The organism is Streptomyces sp. NPDC050732, from assembly GCF_040654255.1.
Taxonomy (GTDB): domain Bacteria; phylum Actinomycetota; class Actinomycetes; order Streptomycetales; family Streptomycetaceae; genus Streptomyces.
Map to the genome: position 1 here is coordinate 91,810 of NZ_JBFAHP010000033.1, position 14,308 is coordinate 106,117.

Consider the following 14,308-nt stretch of genomic DNA (forward strand, 5'->3'; position numbering starts at 1 on the left):
ACGCGGACCAGCCTGCGTCCTCACGTCACGTGAGGTGCAAGCCGGCCGCCGCGCCCGGCCCCCGGGTCCGTCCGCTACTTACTGAGCGCCCCGAACCTCCGTACCGCCAACGGGAGGAACACCCCCACGAGCACCACCGGCCACAGCACCGCCAGGAGCCCCGCGTTCTCGGCCGCCCAAGAGGTGCCGGTCACCCCCGGATCGTTGCCGAAGAGGTCACGGACGGCGGTGGCCGTCGCCGACATCGGGTTCCACTCGACCGCGGCGCCCAGCCAGTCCGGCATGTTCTGCGGCACCGTGAAGGCGTTGGAGAGGAAGCCGACCGGCCAGACCAGGATCTGCACGGTCATCACCAGCTCGGGCCTGCCCGCCACCATCGCCAGGTGGATGCCGAGCCACAGCATCGCGAACCGCAGCAGCATCAGCAGCCCGACGGCCCCGAGCACCGCCCCGAACGACCCGTGCCAGCGCCAGCCGATCGCGAGCCCCACACCCATCATGACCAGCAGCGACACGAAGGACTGGAGCATGTCGGCGACGGACCGCCCCACCAGCACCGCGCCACTGGCCATCGGCATGGAGCGGAACCGGTCGATCACGCCCTTGTTGAGGTCCTGGGTGACCGCGACCATCGTCGCGTCCAGACCGAAGACCATCGTCAGCGCGAACATGCCGGGGACGAGGAACTCGGCGTACTCCCCCGTGATGCCCTTCCCACCGCCGATCAGATAGGTGAACATCAGCAGCATCATCACGGGGAAGACCAGGCCGACCAGGACCTGCACCGGCTGCCGCGCCCAGTGGGCGAGCTCGCGCCGCGTCATGGTCCAGGAGTCGGTCACGGCCCGGCTCAGCGACTTGCCCGGGCCCATCGGCGTACTCACGCTCATCGGCGTACTCACACCGCCTCCTTCGTGCGCTCGGTCAGGCTCAGGAAGACCTCGTCCAGGGTGGGCCTGCGCAGCGCCACGTCCTCCGCGTCGATGCCGGCGTCCAGCAGGGCCCGCACGACGCCCGTGAGGGCCTCCATGCGGTCCGTGACGGGCGCGGACGCCAGGCGGCGGTCCGCGTCCACCGTGGCGCCCGGCGGCAACAGGGCGGCCGTACGAGCCAGTTGGGCCGCGTCCCGCACCACCACGTCGATCCGGTCGCCGCCCAGCTCCGCCTTGAGGTCGTCCGCCGTGCCGTCCGCGATGACGCGGCCCTCGTCGACGACCGACATGCGGTCGGCCAGCTGGTCCGCCTCCTCCAGGTACTGCGTGGTGAGGAGCACGGTGGTGCCGCCGCCGACCAGCGAACGCACCGAGCTCCACACCTCGGCGCGGCCGCGCGGGTCCAGGCCCGTGGTGGGCTCGTCCAGGAAGAGCACCTCGGGGTCCGTGATGAGGGAGGCCGCGAGGTCCAGGCGGCGCCGCATGCCGCCGCTGTACTGCTTGACCGCCTTGCGGCCGGTGCCCCCGAGGCCGAACCGCTCCAGGAGCTCGTCGGCCCGCACGCGCGCGTGGCGGGCGCCCAGGTGGTGGAGCCGCCCGAACATGTCCAGGTTCTGCCGACCGCTCAGCTCCTCGTCCACGGCGGCGTGCTGGCCGAGCAGGCCGATGCGCCTGCGCACCTCGTCGGGCCTGCGCCGCACGTCGTGCCCTGCGACCTCCACGCGCCCCTCGTCGGCCCGCAGGAGGGTGGCGAGCATCCGCACCGCCGTGGTCTTGCCCGCGCCGTTCGGCCCCAGGACCCCGTGCACGGTGCCGCGCCGCACCCGCAGGTCGAGGCCGTTCAACGCCTTCTTCTGCCCGTACGCCTTGTGTGCGCCCTCAACGACGATCGCGTCCGTCATCCGGCTCCCCTCGACTCACTGATCATCTAGTCAAAGTTGACTAGGGAGGGAAGCTAGCCCGGCTCTCAGCATTCGTCAAACTTGATTAGCGGTCGCTCTCCGCGTGCCCGATCCCCGTCGCGTACGGATTCTCCTGGTCCTCGGCGAGCACCCCCACGAAGGGATCGCCCTCGCCCGAGAAGGTGTAGGCGCCCGCCTCGATGCGGGCGATCAGGCCCTTGGTCCACTCCGCGCCCGTGTCGGCCGAGTGCACCCAGTAGTTCATGATCTCGCCGATGTGGCCGAGCTGTTCGGGGCCGTCCTGCGGCGTGTAGTACTCCGTGACGGAGGCGCGCCACTCCTCGATGCGGCGCACCCGCTCCTTGAGCAGGGCCACGGCCTCCTCGCGCGGCAGGTCCACGATGAAACCGATCCCCGTCGTGAGGACGTCGGGCCGCTGGTCGTACCTGGTCAGGGATTCACGCAGCAGGGAGAAGTACTCCTCCGTGCCCTCGTCCGTGACCTCGTACTCGGTGCGCGGCGGGCCGCCGGCCGTGGAGGGCGCGACCTCGTGCGCGATCAGGAAGCCCTGTTTCGCCAGCTGCTTCAGGGCGTGGTAGATCGAGCCGGGTTTGGCGTTGGACCACTCGTGGGCGCCCCAGAACTCCAGGTCGTTGCGGACCTGATAGCCGTGGGCGCGGCCGTGCTGGCGCACGGCCCCCAGAACCAGCAGCCGGATCGCTGACATGTACCGCGCCCTTCCACTCAGCCCCCCGGTCATCAACTTTGACTAGGGTATCCCCGGTCCAGCGCCACCAGCTCGAAGGCCGTCTTTCCGTCGAGGGACTCGCGGACGATGTCGGCGTGGCCCGCGTGCCGGCCGATCTCCTCGACCAAATGCAGCATCAGCCAGCGCATCGACACCGCGCCGTCCGCCGGGAACCACGGCGCCTCGGGCAGCGGGAACGTGTCGTCGAGGCTCGGCACCGCGCGGATGAAGTCCTCGGTCTCGCGGGCGACCTCGTCCCAGAAGGCCAGCGTCCCGGCGAGCGTCTCGCCCTCCACGAGGCGGAAGCTGTCGCCCCAGGTCGCCTCCGTGCGCGCCCTCTCGTTGGGCTTCCGCTGGGCCATGCGCAGCCAGTTCAGCTCCGTCTCCGCGACGTGCTTCACGAGGCCGCCGAGCGTCAGTTCGCTGGCGCTCGGGCGGGCCTTCGCCTGCTCGTCGGTCAGCCCGAGCACCGAGCGGCGGATGCCGCCGCGCTGGGCCTCCACGAAGGCGATGAGGGCGCCGCGCTCGTCGCCCCTGGCTTCCGCGCTGACGTGAGTGACCATGGTGTCCGCCTCTTCTCCGGCCCGCTGCCGCGGGCTGTGTCCTGCCGGGCTGTTCCGCCGGGCTTTCCGACACCGCAGACGCTACGGAGCCTTGCGGTCAGGTTCTGTCCGCAAGGCTCCGTCGAAGAGGCAAAAGCCGCAGGGGCCGAGGAGAGGGCTCCGCTCAGAACGGGAAGCGCGACCTGCCGTGCTGCACCGAGATCCACTTCTGTGTGGTGAAGGCGTCGACCGTCGACTCGCCGTTCAGCCGTCCGACGCCGGAGTTCTTCTCGCCGCCGAAGGGCACGATCGGCTCGTCGTGCACCGTGCCGTCGTTCACGTGGATCATGCCGGTCCTGACGCGCTTGGCGACGCGCACGCCGCGCTCGACGTCAGCGGTGTGCACCGCGCCGCTCAGGCCGTACGGCGTGTCGTTGGCGATGCGGACGGCCTCGTCCTCGCCGTCGAAGGGCAGCAGCAGGGCGACCGGGCCGAAGATCTCCTGGTTCAGGACCGGCGACCCGTCCGGCAGGTCCGTGAGGACGGAGGGGGCGACGAGGTTGCCCTCCGTCCGCCCGTGCAGCAGGGCCTTCGCGCCGGCGGCGACGGCCTGGTCGACGACGGCCGTGACGGCGTCCGCCTGCGAGGAGTTGATGAGCGGGCCGATGTGGGTGCCCGGGTCGGCCGGGTCGCCGACCTTCAGGCCCGCGACCTTGGCGACGAACTTCTCGGTGAACTCGTCCGCCACGGAACGGTCGACGAGGATGCGGTTGGCGGCCATGCAGACCTGGCCCTGGTGCACGAAGCGGCTGAAGACCGCGGCGTCCACGGCGTAGTCGATGTCGGCGTCGTCGAGGACGATCAGCGCGCTGTTGCCGCCCAGCTCCAGGATCGAGCGCTTGAAGTGCGAGGCGCAGACCGTGGCGACGTGGCGGCCCACGCGGTCCGATCCGGTGAACGAGATGATGCTCGGCACGGGGTGCTCGATCAGGGCGTCGCCTATCTCGGCTATGTCCGTGATGACGACGTTGAGCAGGCCGGCCGGCAGTCCGGCGTCCTCGAACACCTTGGCCACGAGGGCGCCGCCGAGCACCGGCGCGTTCTGGTGCGGCTTGAGGACGACCGCGTTGCCCAGGGCGAGGGCCGGGGCGACGGACTTGATCGACAGCAGGAACGGGAAGTTGAAGGGGCTGATCACACCGACGACGCCCACCGGGACGCGGTAGAGGCGGTTCTCCTTGCCGTCGTCCGGCGAGGGCAGGACGCGGCCCTCGGCGCGCAGCGCGAGGTGGACCGACTCGCGCAGGAACTCCTTGGTGAGGTGGATCTCGAAGGCCGCCTTGAGCCGGGTGCCGCCCAGCTCGGCGATGATCGCCTCGGTGATCTCTTCCTCGCGGTCCTCGACGATCCGCAGGGCGCGCTCGAACACCGCGCGCCTGGCGTAGGGGTTGGTCTCGGCCCATTCCCGCTGGGCGCGCTCTGCGGCACGGTAGGCCTGGTCGATCTCGTCGGCCGTGGCGACCGTGATGGACGCCAGCTTCTCCCCGTCGTACGGATTGAAGTCGATGATGTCCCAGGAACCCGACCCGGCCTTCCACTCCCCGTCGATGTACTGATGAGCCAGGTCGGTGAAGAAGGACATGAGACGGACCCCTTGCCGCGGCAGCGGAGGCCGCAAACGGAAGCAGACACCTGATCTCACGTCATAGTACTTATGTTTCAGGTGAGTTGAAGCAGACCTCGGAGAAGATCCCGGCTGCCGACCGGATCCGGACTGTCCTTCTGCAGCTGGGCCACGACCCTTTCGTACTGGGCCACTTCCTCCGCCTTGTCGAGATAGAGCGCGCCGGTGAGCTGCTCCACGTACACGACGTCGGAGAGGTCGGACTCCGGGAAGCTCAGCATCGTGAAGGCGCCGCTCTCGCCCGCGTGCCCGCCGAAGCTGAACGGCATCACCTGGAGGGTGACGTTCGGCCGCTCGGAGATCTCGATGAGGTGCTGGATCTGACCCCTCATCACCTCCCGGTCGCCGTACGGGCGTCGGAGCGCTGCCTCGTCCAGTACGCAGTGGAAGCGGGGCGCGTGCTCGGAGGCGAGGAGCTTCTGGCGCTCCAGGCGCAGCGCGACGCGCCGCTCGATCTCGGCCTTGCTCGCGCCCTTCATGCCGCGCGCGACGACCGCGTGGGCGTACGCCTCGGTCTGCAACAGGCCGTTGACGAACTGGACTTCATAGACGCGGATGAGCGAGGCCGCGCCCTCCAGGCCGATGTATGTCTGGAACCAGCCGGGCAGGACGTCCGAGTAACTGTGCCACCAGCCAGTGAGGTTGGCCTCCTTGGCGAGCGAGAGGAGCGCGCCGCGCTCGGCCTCGTCGGTGACGCCGTAGAGCGTCAGAAGATCCTCGACATCCCTGGACTTGAAGCTCACCCGTCCCAACTCCATGCGGCTGATCTTCGATTCGGAGGCGCGGATCGAGTATCCGGCCGCTTCACGGGTGATGCCGCGGGATTCTCTGAGCCGCCTCAGCTGCGAGCCCAGCAGGATGCGCCGTACCACCGAGCCGCTCGACTCGCCTGCGGTCACTTCGCTCAATCCTCCCGATCGACTGGAAGCCAGCAGTCTGCCATTAAACGCTCCGGGCCGTACACGTCCGGTTACAGAAACGGAAAGGCTCCGAAAGGTCTCAGAAGAATCCGTGGGAAGAAATGGGCAAGAAGTGGCACGGGAACGACCAAGTCCGGCGCGTGCACGTGCATCTGCCCTTGCATCTGCTGTGCGCATTCGGAACCATGGTCCGCGCGCCACTGCTGTACCGACCGCGTACCACCGCACCATCGGCGACCAACCGCGCCACCGCTCCATCGCTACGTACCGCGAAACCGGGGAGTGCCTCGCATGGGGACGAATGGATCGACCATGCTCGAGCCGTTAAGGCAGGGGCTACCTCCGATCGACCCCTCCGCGGTCTCCGACGCGGCCTCCGTCGCCCTCCCCGCCCGCTACGAAGCGGTGAGCAGCGCCCGGCAGTTCACCCGGAAGACGCTCGGCCAGTGGGACCTCGACGAGAGGTTCGACGACATCGCGCTCGTGGTCTCCGAACTCGTCACCAACGCGCTGCGGCACGCGCTGCCCGCGGACACCCCGCGCGACCAACAGGAGCCGCCCGTGCGGCTGCACCTGATGCACTGGGCGACACGCCTCGTGTGCGCGGTGCGCGACCCCAGCGACGACAGCCCGGTCGCGCGCGACACCGCCGACGACGACTTCTCGGCGGAGTCGGGCCGGGGCCTGTTCCTCGTGGACTCGTTCAGCGACAGCTGGGGCTGGCACCCGCTCGCCGGCGCGCTGCGCGGCAAGGTGGTCTGGGCGCTGTTCCGCCTGGGTTGAAGGCCTGAGTCGGTGAGGGCCTGAGTTGAAGGCCCTGCTCGTGGGCCTGAGCTGAGGGGAGTGGGTCAGCCGCCTATCAGGTGGTCGAACTCCCCGTCCTTCATCCCCAGCAGCATCGCCTCTATCTCGGCGCGCGTGTAGACGAGCGCCGGGCCGTCCGGGAAGCGCGAGTTGCGTACGGCGACGTCGCCGTCCGGCAGCTTCGCGAACTCCACGCACGAGCCCTGCGAGTTGCTGTGCCTGCTCTTCTGCCAGACCACCCCGTGAAGCTCCGTGGCCGCCATGCCGTTAAACGCGTGGTGCACAGGTCGCTCCCCGGGTGGTGCGGTGCCGTGAGTGGCTCTAGATGCAGTGGTCAACTGTCCCGGATCATAGCTGTGTTCACATGCGGATGCATGGGCAGATGCACGTGCACGCGGGGTGTTCCCCTGATTACAGCCCTGTCGGCACCTCGTCGGGCTGTCGATACCTCGTCGGCCTGTCGGCCCCTCGCACAGGGAGAGACGCATCCCGGGCCTTTCCTGTTCCCCTGTTCCCTCGTTCACCTTTTCCCTCGGAAACGGGACCGGCCTCCCGCGGCACCCTGGGGTGGGCGCCGGCAGAAGGCCGGTGTGGGGGGAGGGGGAGGGAGCGAGGTCAGGTCAGCGAGGCGTCCCGTACGGCAGGAGCGCCATCTCGCGGGCGTTCTTGATCGCCGCGGCGATCTGCCGCTGCTGCTGGGCCGTCACGCGCGTCACCCGTCGGCTGCGGATCTTGCCCCGGTCCGAGAGGAACTTCCGGAGGAGATCCGTGTCCTTGTAGTCGACGTACGTGATCCCGGCCTGGTCCAGGGGGTTGGGCTTCGGCTTCTGCGGGCGCGGGGGCTTGCGCGGGGACAAGGGTCAGACCTCCAGGAGGGTGTCGAAGGCGGGGGGCAGGTGTTTCCAGGCGTCACGCCCAGCGGCGTACTCCTCGTCCGTCAGCAGGCAGGACTCCAGGACCTCTTCGAGCCCGTCGCGGTCCAGGCCCGGCGAGGTGAACACCAGGTGGTTGCAGCAGTCGCCGTGCTCCGGGTGCCAGTCGAGGGCGGCGGCCGCGCGGCGCACCGGCGGCACCATCTCCCACGCGGCGTCCGGCAGCGAGGCCAGCCACGGCCCGGCGCTCTCGACGCAGAGCGCGCCGCCCGCCGCGTCCCACCCGAGCAGCGTGTCCGGGTGGTCGGCCAGCCAGAAGCGGCCCCGGCTGCGGGCGGCCGCGCAAGTCAGGTCCTCCAGCGCGTTGTAGAGCCGCTCCGGGTGGAACGGCCGCTCCCGATGCCATACGAGGGTGGAGACCCCGCACGCGTCGGCCTCGGTCGGCAACAGCGCACAGGCCGGATGCTGCGCCGCGGCGGCCGCCTCGACGTCGAATCCGGCGAGCGCGGCACGGGCCAGGCCACCCTGCCCGATGAGCACCTGGCGGGCGGTCGGGTGGAGCTGGGCGAGCAGGGCGCGGTCCTCGTCGTCGGCCTCCGGGGAGTCGGCGACGGCGAGCACGGGCGCGTACTCCAGCTGGCGCGCCCAGGTGTCGGCGACGGTGCGCTGATCGGTGGGGGCGGCGGCGAGTCCGGCCTCCATGAGGTCGTCGCCGTTGCCGAGGCAGGGCAGGAGCAGGGCGGGGTCGACCGCCGTGACCACGCCGCTGAGCGCGAGGCCGTCGCCGCCGTGCGCGGCGACGACCTCGGCCATGGCCTTGGGCTCGACCGAGTCCCACAGCTCGACGACCGCGAGCCGGGTGAGCCCCGCGTCCGCGAGGCGGTCCAGCTCGGGCACGAGGTCCTCGCGGAGCGCACAGCACGCGCAGTCGTTGACCAGCGGGGCGTCACCGGTGGAGAGCACACCGGTGACGTCGCGGACCGTGCGGACGACGGTGCCCGTCACGGCGGTCGACAGGTCGTGGTGCAGGGCCACGCTGCCGGGGACGGTGGCGAGCAGATCGTCGACGGCCGCCTTGCGGGCGGCCGCGTGGATGCCGGCGACGATCACGACGTCCATACGGGGCGTTTCCCTGCGGGACGCCTCCCCCTCGGCCCGCGCGGGCCGGTCCGGGCCCGGCATCAGCGCTTGCCGAAGCGGCGCTCGAAGCGCTCGACGCGGCCGGCCGTGTCCATCACGCGGGCCGTGCCCGTGTAGAAGGGGTGGCTCGCGGACGAGACCTCGACATCGACGACCGGGTACGTACGGCCGTCCTCCCACTCGACCGTCTTCGCGCTGGTCGCGGTCGAACCGGCGAGGGTCGAACGGGTGAGGAAGGCGAAGCCGGCGGCCTTGTCGCGGAAGACGACGGGGCCGTAGGGCGGGTGGATGTCCTTGCGCATGGCGGTCAGCGCTCCTCTCGGAAGTCGACGTGGCGTCCTGCCATCGGGTCGTACTTGCGCAGCGTGAGGCGGTCGGGGTCGTTACGGCGGTTCTTGCGGGTCACGTAGGTGTAGCCGGTTCCCGCCGTGGAGCGGAGTTTGATGACGGGGCGGTGTTCGGTGCGGGCCATGTGGCTAGTATATGAAAATGACTCCCGTTTTCAACTGGAGTCCTCGTCCGTCCGCTCTCCATCCACCGAGAGGTGCGTCACCTTGTCCGCCCACTGCCAGCTGACCGGCGCGGAACCCCGCTTCGGCAACAACATCTCCCACTCCCACCGGCGGACCTCCCGCCGCTTCGACCCCAACGTCCAGCGCAAGCGGTACTGGCTGCCGAGCGAAGGGCGGTACGTGCGGCTGCGGCTCAGCACGAAGGGGATCAAGACCGTCGACAGCATCGGGATCGAGGCGGCCGTCGCCAGGATCCGTGCGCGCGGAGTGAGGATCTGATGGCCAAGAAGAGCAAGATCGCGAAGAACGAGCAGCGGCGCGTGATCGTCGCGCGGTACGCCGCGCGCCGGGCCGAGCTGAAGGAGATCATCCGCCGTCCCGGTACGGGTGCCGCCGAACGGCTGGCCGCACAACGGGAGTTGGCACGCCAGCCGCGCGACGCCAGCGCGACGCGGGTACGCAACCGGGACAGCGTCGACGGGCGCCCGCGTGGATACGTGGGGGCGTTCGGGCTGTCGCGGGTGAAGCTGCGCGAGCAGGCGCACGCCGGGTATCTCCCTGGCGTGCGCAAGTCTTCCTGGTAGACGCACTGGTAACTTGGCGCGCGATTTGACCGGACCGCTCTCCAGGGGGACTTCAAGTGCGCGCGTACGTCCATCGGGTCCATGCAGGTGCCGTCGTGGCCGGTCTGGCCGCCGCGCTCGTCCTGACGGGGTGCGGGAGTGACGGGGACGGGGACGGGGGCGGTGACGGGGGTAGCGGCAAGAAGGATCGCGGGGCGGCCGGTTCGAGCTCTTCCGGTTCGAGCTCTTCCGGCGGGTCCGATTCCGATGCCGATTCCGGTTCTGGTTCCGGTTCCGGTGGCTCGGAGGGGGCGGCCGGCAAGGGCGGCAGCCTGGAAGGTTCGTGGGTCACCACGGCCGACGGGTCGCCGCTCGCCCTCGCCATCACCGGGAAGACGGCGACGCTGCTCGGCGAGGACGTGCTGTGCAACGGCACCACGGGTGACCGGGCGGGCTCGCAGGTGATCAGCCTCAAGTGCCCGAAGGGGAACGCCGACCGTACGAAGGGACGTGTCGAGTCCGTGGACGGCAAGTCCATGAAGGTCGTCTGGGAAGGCGCCGGCCAGGACGAGTTCCTGAAGACGCGGGGCGGCAAGCTGCCGGATGGGCTGCCCACGGCCGGCGTACCCCAGCCCTGACGGGCGTGTCTCAACGGGCCGTGGGCCCCGGACCCTCCTCCGGGTCCCGCGGTCCGTCGGCGTCCGGCCGCTTCGTGGCGGAGCCGTCCACCAGCATCGGCGGTGGCGCCGTGTCCAGGGCGTCGGAGAACTCGTCCAGGGTCTCCAGGAGCAGACCCGCTCCCCTGCGGACCACCCGGTCGGGGACGCCCTCGCCGTCCCACTCCTCCAGAGCCGTACGGACCGCGTCCCACTTGGGTACGCGGCGTTCGCGCACCGCCTTCGCGCCCTGTTCCGTGGACTTGCGCAGCGCCTCGGCCAGGCGGGCCGCCGCGGGCACGGGGGTGTCGCCGCGTTCCGGCAGGTGCGCCTCCATCAGCATGGCCACGCGGCCCAGTTGGGCGAGTGTCTCCTCCGCGTCGGCGGCCGCGGCGCGGGACAGGCCGCGGTGGCGTACGGGCTCGTTCTTCGCCCGGTTCACCGCCTCCTGCCAGGCGATACGGGCGTCGCGGGCCGCGAGCAGGGACTCACGCACGTCGGGGCAGGCCTTGCCTGCCGGGTGGGCGTAGCGGTCGACGACCGCGGCGGCGTACCGGCCGTCCGCGATCAGCCAGTCGGCGAGGCGGGTGCGCAGGCGCGGGGTCTCCCAGGCGGGGTAGACCGCGTACGCGATCATCGCGAGGACGCCGCCGAGCAGCGTCAGGACCACGCGCTCAGGGACGGTCTGCGTCCACTGCTGGCCGCCCATGCCGAGCAGGAACACGACGTACGCGGCCACGCAGGCCTGCGCCGCCACCTGGCCTGTGCGCATCAGCAGGTACATCATCCCGGCGCAGAGCACCGCGAGCGCGGCGGACAGCCCCGTGCCGGGGTGGGCCAGCTGGACGAGGCCCGTGGCGAGGGCGACACCGACGAGGGTGCCGCCGAACCGGGCCACGGCCCGGGAGTACGTCTGGGAGAAGTCGGGGCGCATCACCATGACGGACGCCATGGGGGCCCAGTACCCGTGCCCGAGGGGCAGCCAGTGCCCGAGGAGATACCCCGCGGCAGCCACCGCCGTGACCCGGATCGCATGCCGCGTCACCGGCGAATCGTGCCTGAACTCGGCCCGGACGGCCCGGATGGCGGCGGGCACGAGGGCGAAGAGGCTGGGGCGGAGGAGGGGGGTGGGGTGAGTCGTGGGGGTGGGGTGAGTCGTGGGGGTCGGGGGCTCCTCGGGGGCGGGGGGCTCTGCGGGGGTGGCAGGTGGGTCGGGGGTTGGGGTGGGGGCTGGGGTGGGGGTCGGGGTGGGTGGGGGTTGTGTGTTGCCTGCTGTTTCCAGGACGTCTTTCAGCAGGGCGCGCAGGCGGGTCGCCGCCCGGTAGGCCGGGCCCGTGAGGATCGCGCCGGTGTCGGGGGTCTTGAGGGCGGCCAGGGCCGCCGGGGAGATCTGGACCGGGGCGCCGTGGCGGATCGCCCGGGCCGCCGCGTCCAGGACCGTGCCCGCCGCACCGAGGAGTTCGCGGACCCTGTCCCGCTCCTTGCCCTCCGGCGGTACGCCGACCGCCGGGTCCGCCAGGGAGGCCAGCACCGGACGGATGCGTTCGGCGACTCCTCGCGCGCCGTGCAGCTCCGCGGGGCGGGTGCGCGCCTGGCGCGGGGTGATCGTCGCCGCGTCGCGCGCCGCCATCAGGGGTTCCGGGTCGAACGCGGCCACCGGGTCGTGGCGGAGCCTGCGGGCGTAGTCCGCCTCGGCGGCCAGCGCGTCGGCCAGCGCGTCCCGGTGGGCGCCCCATCTGCGTACCGGAAAGAGGATCACCAGCGCCGCCTGCACACAGCCGCCGACGACCATCATCGCCGCGTGGCCCGCCGCCGCGGTGACCGAGGTGGGGATCGTGACCGTCACCAGCATGATCGCCACGTTGGACGACGCGATGATGCCGACCGTGGGGCCCGCCGCCCAGCTCAGCCCGGCCAGGAAGGTCCAGAGGCAGAGGAGCGCGAGGAAGAGGAGCAGGTGGGAGCCGGTGAGGTAACCGAGGAAGGTCGAGACGGCAAGGCTGGTCCCGGAGGCGAGGGCGAGCTCCGGGCGGGGGCGCCAGCTGCGCTGAAACGTGGCGATGGCCGCCTGGAACGCCCCGAACGCGGAGCTCGCGGCCACCGCCGGGCCGAACAGGGTGAGGCTGACGCCGATGATGATCGCCAGGCCGGCGGCGCCGCGCAGGGCGACCAGCGGCTCAAGGCGTTTGCGCTCGACGGTCAGCCCCGAGCGAGCTGTCTCTTTCAGCGCGCGGAGCCAGGTCACTCTGTGATGATACGGGGCATATGGGGCGAGGAGGGTGGGTGGGAGGGAGGGGGCGGGCCGGGGCCGGGGGTGTCGCGCTCAGGTCGGGTCCGGTGGTGTTCGGTGATGTGCTGGGCACGTGAGCGGGCCCGGGTCCCGCCGGTCCCGCCGGTCCCGCCGCGGTGCGGGGGTGTGGGTCGCGTCTACTTGCGTCTACTCGCGTCTACTCGCGACCGTTCACGGCAGCGCCGGGCCCTGGCCCCGGCCCCGGCCCCGGTGTGCGACGTGGGCGCGGTCCGCTGCCGCCGTTCCGTGGTTCCAGCCCTCGGCGTCCGTCACGCCCCGCACCCGCGTCGTGGTCGTCTCGGGGAACATCCGCTCGGTGTGGTCGGTGACGGCGACGTCGCGTGCGGCCAGTACGGGGAGCAGGGCGGCGGGGTCGGTCTCCGTGCCGGACCCCGAACCCGTGCCCGAAGCCGTGTCCCGGGCGGCCTCCCGTGCCGCTTCCGACACCGCGTGTTCACCCGCCGCGTCCAGGCGGCCGCCGATGCGGTGCGCGTACGCCATCAGGAAGGACTGCCGGAACGTCTTCGTACGCTTACGGCCCGCCGCCCGCTGGCCCGCCTCCGCCTTGGTCATCGCCGCGGTGCCCTGCACCAGCAAGGAGGTGTAGAGGAGCTCGACCGACTCCAGGTCGGGCTCGAAGCCGACCACGGTCGAGAAGCCGTACGCCTCGTTCCACACCGCACGGCAGTGGTTCGCGGCGGCGACGGCGTCGAGCAGGATCGCCTTCGCCGTCTCGTACGGGGCGTCGACGCCGACGCGGCACGCGGCAGGGACGTCCTTCGCGTGCGTACGGGCCGCGAGCAGCGCCTCGTCGAGCGAGTGCCGGGCCATCAGCTCCTGCGCCTTGGCGGTCAGCGCCTCGGCCTCCTCCGGGAAGCCGGTCGCCTCGGCCTTGGCGAGCAGGGCGCGGATACGGGTGAGCGTGCGGGGCTCGCCCTGCACCGGGCCGGGGACGGTGTCGCCGGGTGGGGGGCCTGCCGGTTCGAGCGAGGGGAGGCGGAGCAGGAGGCGGTAGAGCTGGAGGTGGGTGGTGGCGCGGGTGAAGCGGTCCTGGGCGGGCCGGCCCTCCGCGTCCGCCGCCGGCCCGAGGTCCGCCAGCTGGGCGGGCCAGCGGGGCGGGAGGTGGGCGTAGCGGCTGGTCTCGGAGCGGATCAGGGTGGCGGTCAGGCGTACGTGGGGGTCGTCCAGGTCGCGGCGGACGAGGCGCATGATGTCGGCGGGCTGCCAGCCTCGGTGCCAGGCGCGGTGCAGGTACTCCTCGCCGCGGCGGCTCAGGTCGGCGTCCGCGTCGGGGGTGGCCGCGAGGAGCGACGCACCGGTGTCCAGACCTTCGTCACCGTCGCCGTACAGCGCCGCCGCGAACGCCCTGTCGATCATCGAGTCCATGGGGGCAAGGGTATGGGGGCGGGGTCTGGCGGGGCGCCTTGGGCGGGGTCTGCGCCTGCGGGCCGTCATGGGGCGCGGCCTGCGCCTTTGCTTCGTCTGGGGGGCGGGGCTGCGGGGGTATGTGTGAGCTCGCCTGGGGTCTGCGCCTGCTGTTCGTCTGTGGGGCGGGGCCGCGGGGTCTGCGCCTCGGGCTCGGTTGTGGGGCGGGGCCTCGGGGGGTAGGTGCGAGCTCGCCCGGGGTCTGCGCCTAGTGCTCGTCTGTGGGGCGGGGCCGCGGGGGTATGTGCGTACTCGCTATCCCTGCGCCGCGGCACACGGACAAAGACGCCGATGTGTGCTCGGTGCTCCGTTCGCACA

Annotated in this window: 17 protein-coding genes; 4 read left to right on the top strand and 13 right to left on the bottom strand. The window is 71.4% G+C overall.

Annotation, left to right across the window (positions count from 1 at the left end; all coding sequences use genetic code 11):
• Positions 1-74: 74 nt before the first annotated feature.
• From AB0H82_RS27505 to AB0H82_RS27530, 6 genes are all read right to left on the bottom strand, one after another.
• Positions 75-890, bottom strand: coding sequence for an ABC transporter permease (locus AB0H82_RS27505; protein ID WP_362997299.1), 816 nt, complete (start codon positions 888-890; stop codon positions 75-77).
• Between the two features lie 8 nt (positions 891-898).
• Positions 899-1,834: an ATP-binding cassette domain-containing protein gene (locus AB0H82_RS27510; protein WP_362997261.1), complete on the bottom strand. Its 936-nt coding sequence runs from the start codon at positions 1,832-1,834 to the stop codon at positions 899-901.
• Between the two features lie 85 nt (positions 1,835-1,919).
• The gene (locus AB0H82_RS27515; RefSeq protein ID WP_362997263.1) at positions 1,920-2,561 is read right to left on the bottom strand and encodes a PadR family transcriptional regulator; all 642 of its coding nucleotides are present in this window, start codon (positions 2,559-2,561) and stop codon (positions 1,920-1,922) included.
• Positions 2,562-2,593: 32 nt separating this feature from the next.
• Positions 2,594-3,145 carry a DinB family protein gene (locus AB0H82_RS27520; protein ID WP_362997265.1) on the bottom strand — a complete coding sequence of 184 codons (552 nt, stop codon included), beginning with the start codon at positions 3,143-3,145 and terminating at the stop codon, positions 2,594-2,596.
• A 163-nt stretch (positions 3,146-3,308) separates the two neighbouring features.
• On the bottom strand, positions 3,309-4,766 hold the full coding sequence (locus AB0H82_RS27525; protein ID WP_362997267.1) for an aldehyde dehydrogenase family protein: 1,458 nt from the start codon (positions 4,764-4,766) through the stop codon (positions 3,309-3,311).
• A 77-nt stretch (positions 4,767-4,843) separates the two neighbouring features.
• Positions 4,844-5,707: a helix-turn-helix transcriptional regulator gene (locus AB0H82_RS27530; RefSeq protein WP_362997269.1), complete on the bottom strand. Its 864-nt coding sequence runs from the start codon at positions 5,705-5,707 to the stop codon at positions 4,844-4,846.
• Between the two features lie 312 nt (positions 5,708-6,019).
• Here AB0H82_RS27530 and AB0H82_RS27535 point away from each other — a divergent pair, with 312 nt between their 5' ends.
• On the top strand, positions 6,020-6,511 hold the full coding sequence (locus AB0H82_RS27535; protein ID WP_362997271.1) for an ATP-binding protein: 492 nt from the start codon (positions 6,020-6,022) through the stop codon (positions 6,509-6,511).
• A 65-nt stretch (positions 6,512-6,576) separates the two neighbouring features.
• On the opposite strand, the gene AB0H82_RS27540 is transcribed toward AB0H82_RS27535, so the two are convergent.
• The 5 genes from AB0H82_RS27540 to rpmG form a co-directional block, all read right to left on the bottom strand.
• A complete protein-coding gene (locus AB0H82_RS27540) occupies positions 6,577-6,816 on the bottom strand; it encodes a DUF397 domain-containing protein (RefSeq protein ID WP_362997273.1) in 240 nt (79 codons plus the stop codon).
• Positions 6,817-7,152: 336 nt separating this feature from the next.
• Positions 7,153-7,389 carry a 30S ribosomal protein S18 gene (rpsR, locus tag AB0H82_RS27545; RefSeq protein WP_362997275.1) on the bottom strand — a complete coding sequence of 79 codons (237 nt, stop codon included), beginning with the start codon at positions 7,387-7,389 and terminating at the stop codon, positions 7,153-7,155.
• Positions 7,390-7,392: 3 nt separating this feature from the next.
• On the bottom strand, positions 7,393-8,523 hold the full coding sequence (locus AB0H82_RS27550; RefSeq protein WP_362997277.1) for a GTP-binding protein: 1,131 nt from the start codon (positions 8,521-8,523) through the stop codon (positions 7,393-7,395).
• Positions 8,524-8,585: 62 nt separating this feature from the next.
• Positions 8,586-8,846 (bottom strand): type B 50S ribosomal protein L31, encoded by a 261-nt coding sequence (locus AB0H82_RS27555; protein ID WP_362997279.1) that lies wholly within the window; start codon positions 8,844-8,846, stop codon positions 8,586-8,588.
• 5 nt (positions 8,847-8,851) lie between these two features.
• Positions 8,852-9,016, bottom strand: a complete 165-nt coding sequence (rpmG, locus tag AB0H82_RS27560; RefSeq protein WP_362997281.1) for a 50S ribosomal protein L33 — start codon at positions 9,014-9,016, stop codon at positions 8,852-8,854.
• An 82-nt stretch (positions 9,017-9,098) separates the two neighbouring features.
• Here rpmG and rpmB point away from each other — a divergent pair, with 82 nt between their 5' ends.
• The 3 genes from rpmB (at position 9,099) to AB0H82_RS27575 (ending at position 10,257) form a co-directional block, all read left to right on the top strand.
• Positions 9,099-9,335, top strand: coding sequence for a 50S ribosomal protein L28 (gene rpmB, locus AB0H82_RS27565; protein ID WP_055568530.1), 237 nt, complete (start codon positions 9,099-9,101; stop codon positions 9,333-9,335).
• Complete coding sequence (gene rpsN / locus AB0H82_RS27570; RefSeq protein ID WP_362997284.1) at positions 9,335-9,640, top strand: 30S ribosomal protein S14; 306 nt, start codon at positions 9,335-9,337, stop codon at positions 9,638-9,640. The genes rpmB and rpsN overlap by 1 nt, the downstream gene beginning before the upstream one ends.
• Positions 9,641-9,735: 95 nt before the next feature.
• Positions 9,736-10,257: a hypothetical protein gene (locus AB0H82_RS27575; protein ID WP_362997286.1), complete on the top strand. Its 522-nt coding sequence runs from the start codon at positions 9,736-9,738 to the stop codon at positions 10,255-10,257.
• Between the two features lie 10 nt (positions 10,258-10,267).
• Here AB0H82_RS27575 and AB0H82_RS27580 read toward each other — a convergent pair whose 3' ends face one another.
• Both AB0H82_RS27580 and AB0H82_RS27585 read right to left on the bottom strand, forming a co-directional pair.
• A complete protein-coding gene (locus AB0H82_RS27580) occupies positions 10,268-12,520 on the bottom strand; it encodes an FUSC family protein (protein WP_362997288.1) in 2,253 nt (750 codons plus the stop codon).
• Between the two features lie 216 nt (positions 12,521-12,736).
• Positions 12,737-13,951 carry a DUF2786 domain-containing protein gene (locus AB0H82_RS27585; RefSeq protein WP_362997290.1) on the bottom strand — a complete coding sequence of 405 codons (1,215 nt, stop codon included), beginning with the start codon at positions 13,949-13,951 and terminating at the stop codon, positions 12,737-12,739.
• Positions 13,952-14,308: the final 357 nt, after the last annotated feature.

Bases quoted from the DNA above. Each gene is read 5' to 3' on its own strand.
- AB0H82_RS27555 (WP_362997279.1), bottom strand. From the start codon at position 8,846: ATGCGCAAGGACATCCACCCGCCCTACGGCCCCGTCGTCTTCCGCGAC.
- rpsN (WP_362997284.1), top strand. From the start codon at position 9,335: ATGGCCAAGAAGAGCAAGATCGCGAAGAACGAGCAGCGGCGCGTGATC.
- AB0H82_RS27585 (WP_362997290.1), bottom strand. From the start codon at position 13,951: ATGGACTCGATGATCGACAGGGCGTTCGCGGCGGCGCTGTACGGCGAC.
- AB0H82_RS27550 (WP_362997277.1), bottom strand. From the start codon at position 8,523: ATGGACGTCGTGATCGTCGCCGGCATCCACGCGGCCGCCCGCAAGGCG.
- rpmG (WP_362997281.1), bottom strand. From the start codon at position 9,016: ATGGCCCGCACCGAACACCGCCCCGTCATCAAACTCCGCTCCACGGCG.
- AB0H82_RS27525 (WP_362997267.1), bottom strand. From the start codon at position 4,766: ATGTCCTTCTTCACCGACCTGGCTCATCAGTACATCGACGGGGAGTGG.
- AB0H82_RS27515 (WP_362997263.1), bottom strand. From the start codon at position 2,561: ATGTCAGCGATCCGGCTGCTGGTTCTGGGGGCCGTGCGCCAGCACGGC.
- AB0H82_RS27505 (WP_362997299.1), bottom strand. From the start codon at position 890: ATGAGCGTGAGTACGCCGATGGGCCCGGGCAAGTCGCTGAGCCGGGCC.
- AB0H82_RS27535 (WP_362997271.1), top strand. From the start codon at position 6,020: ATGGGGACGAATGGATCGACCATGCTCGAGCCGTTAAGGCAGGGGCTA.
- AB0H82_RS27520 (WP_362997265.1), bottom strand. From the start codon at position 3,145: ATGGTCACTCACGTCAGCGCGGAAGCCAGGGGCGACGAGCGCGGCGCC.
- AB0H82_RS27510 (WP_362997261.1), bottom strand. From the start codon at position 1,834: ATGACGGACGCGATCGTCGTTGAGGGCGCACACAAGGCGTACGGGCAG.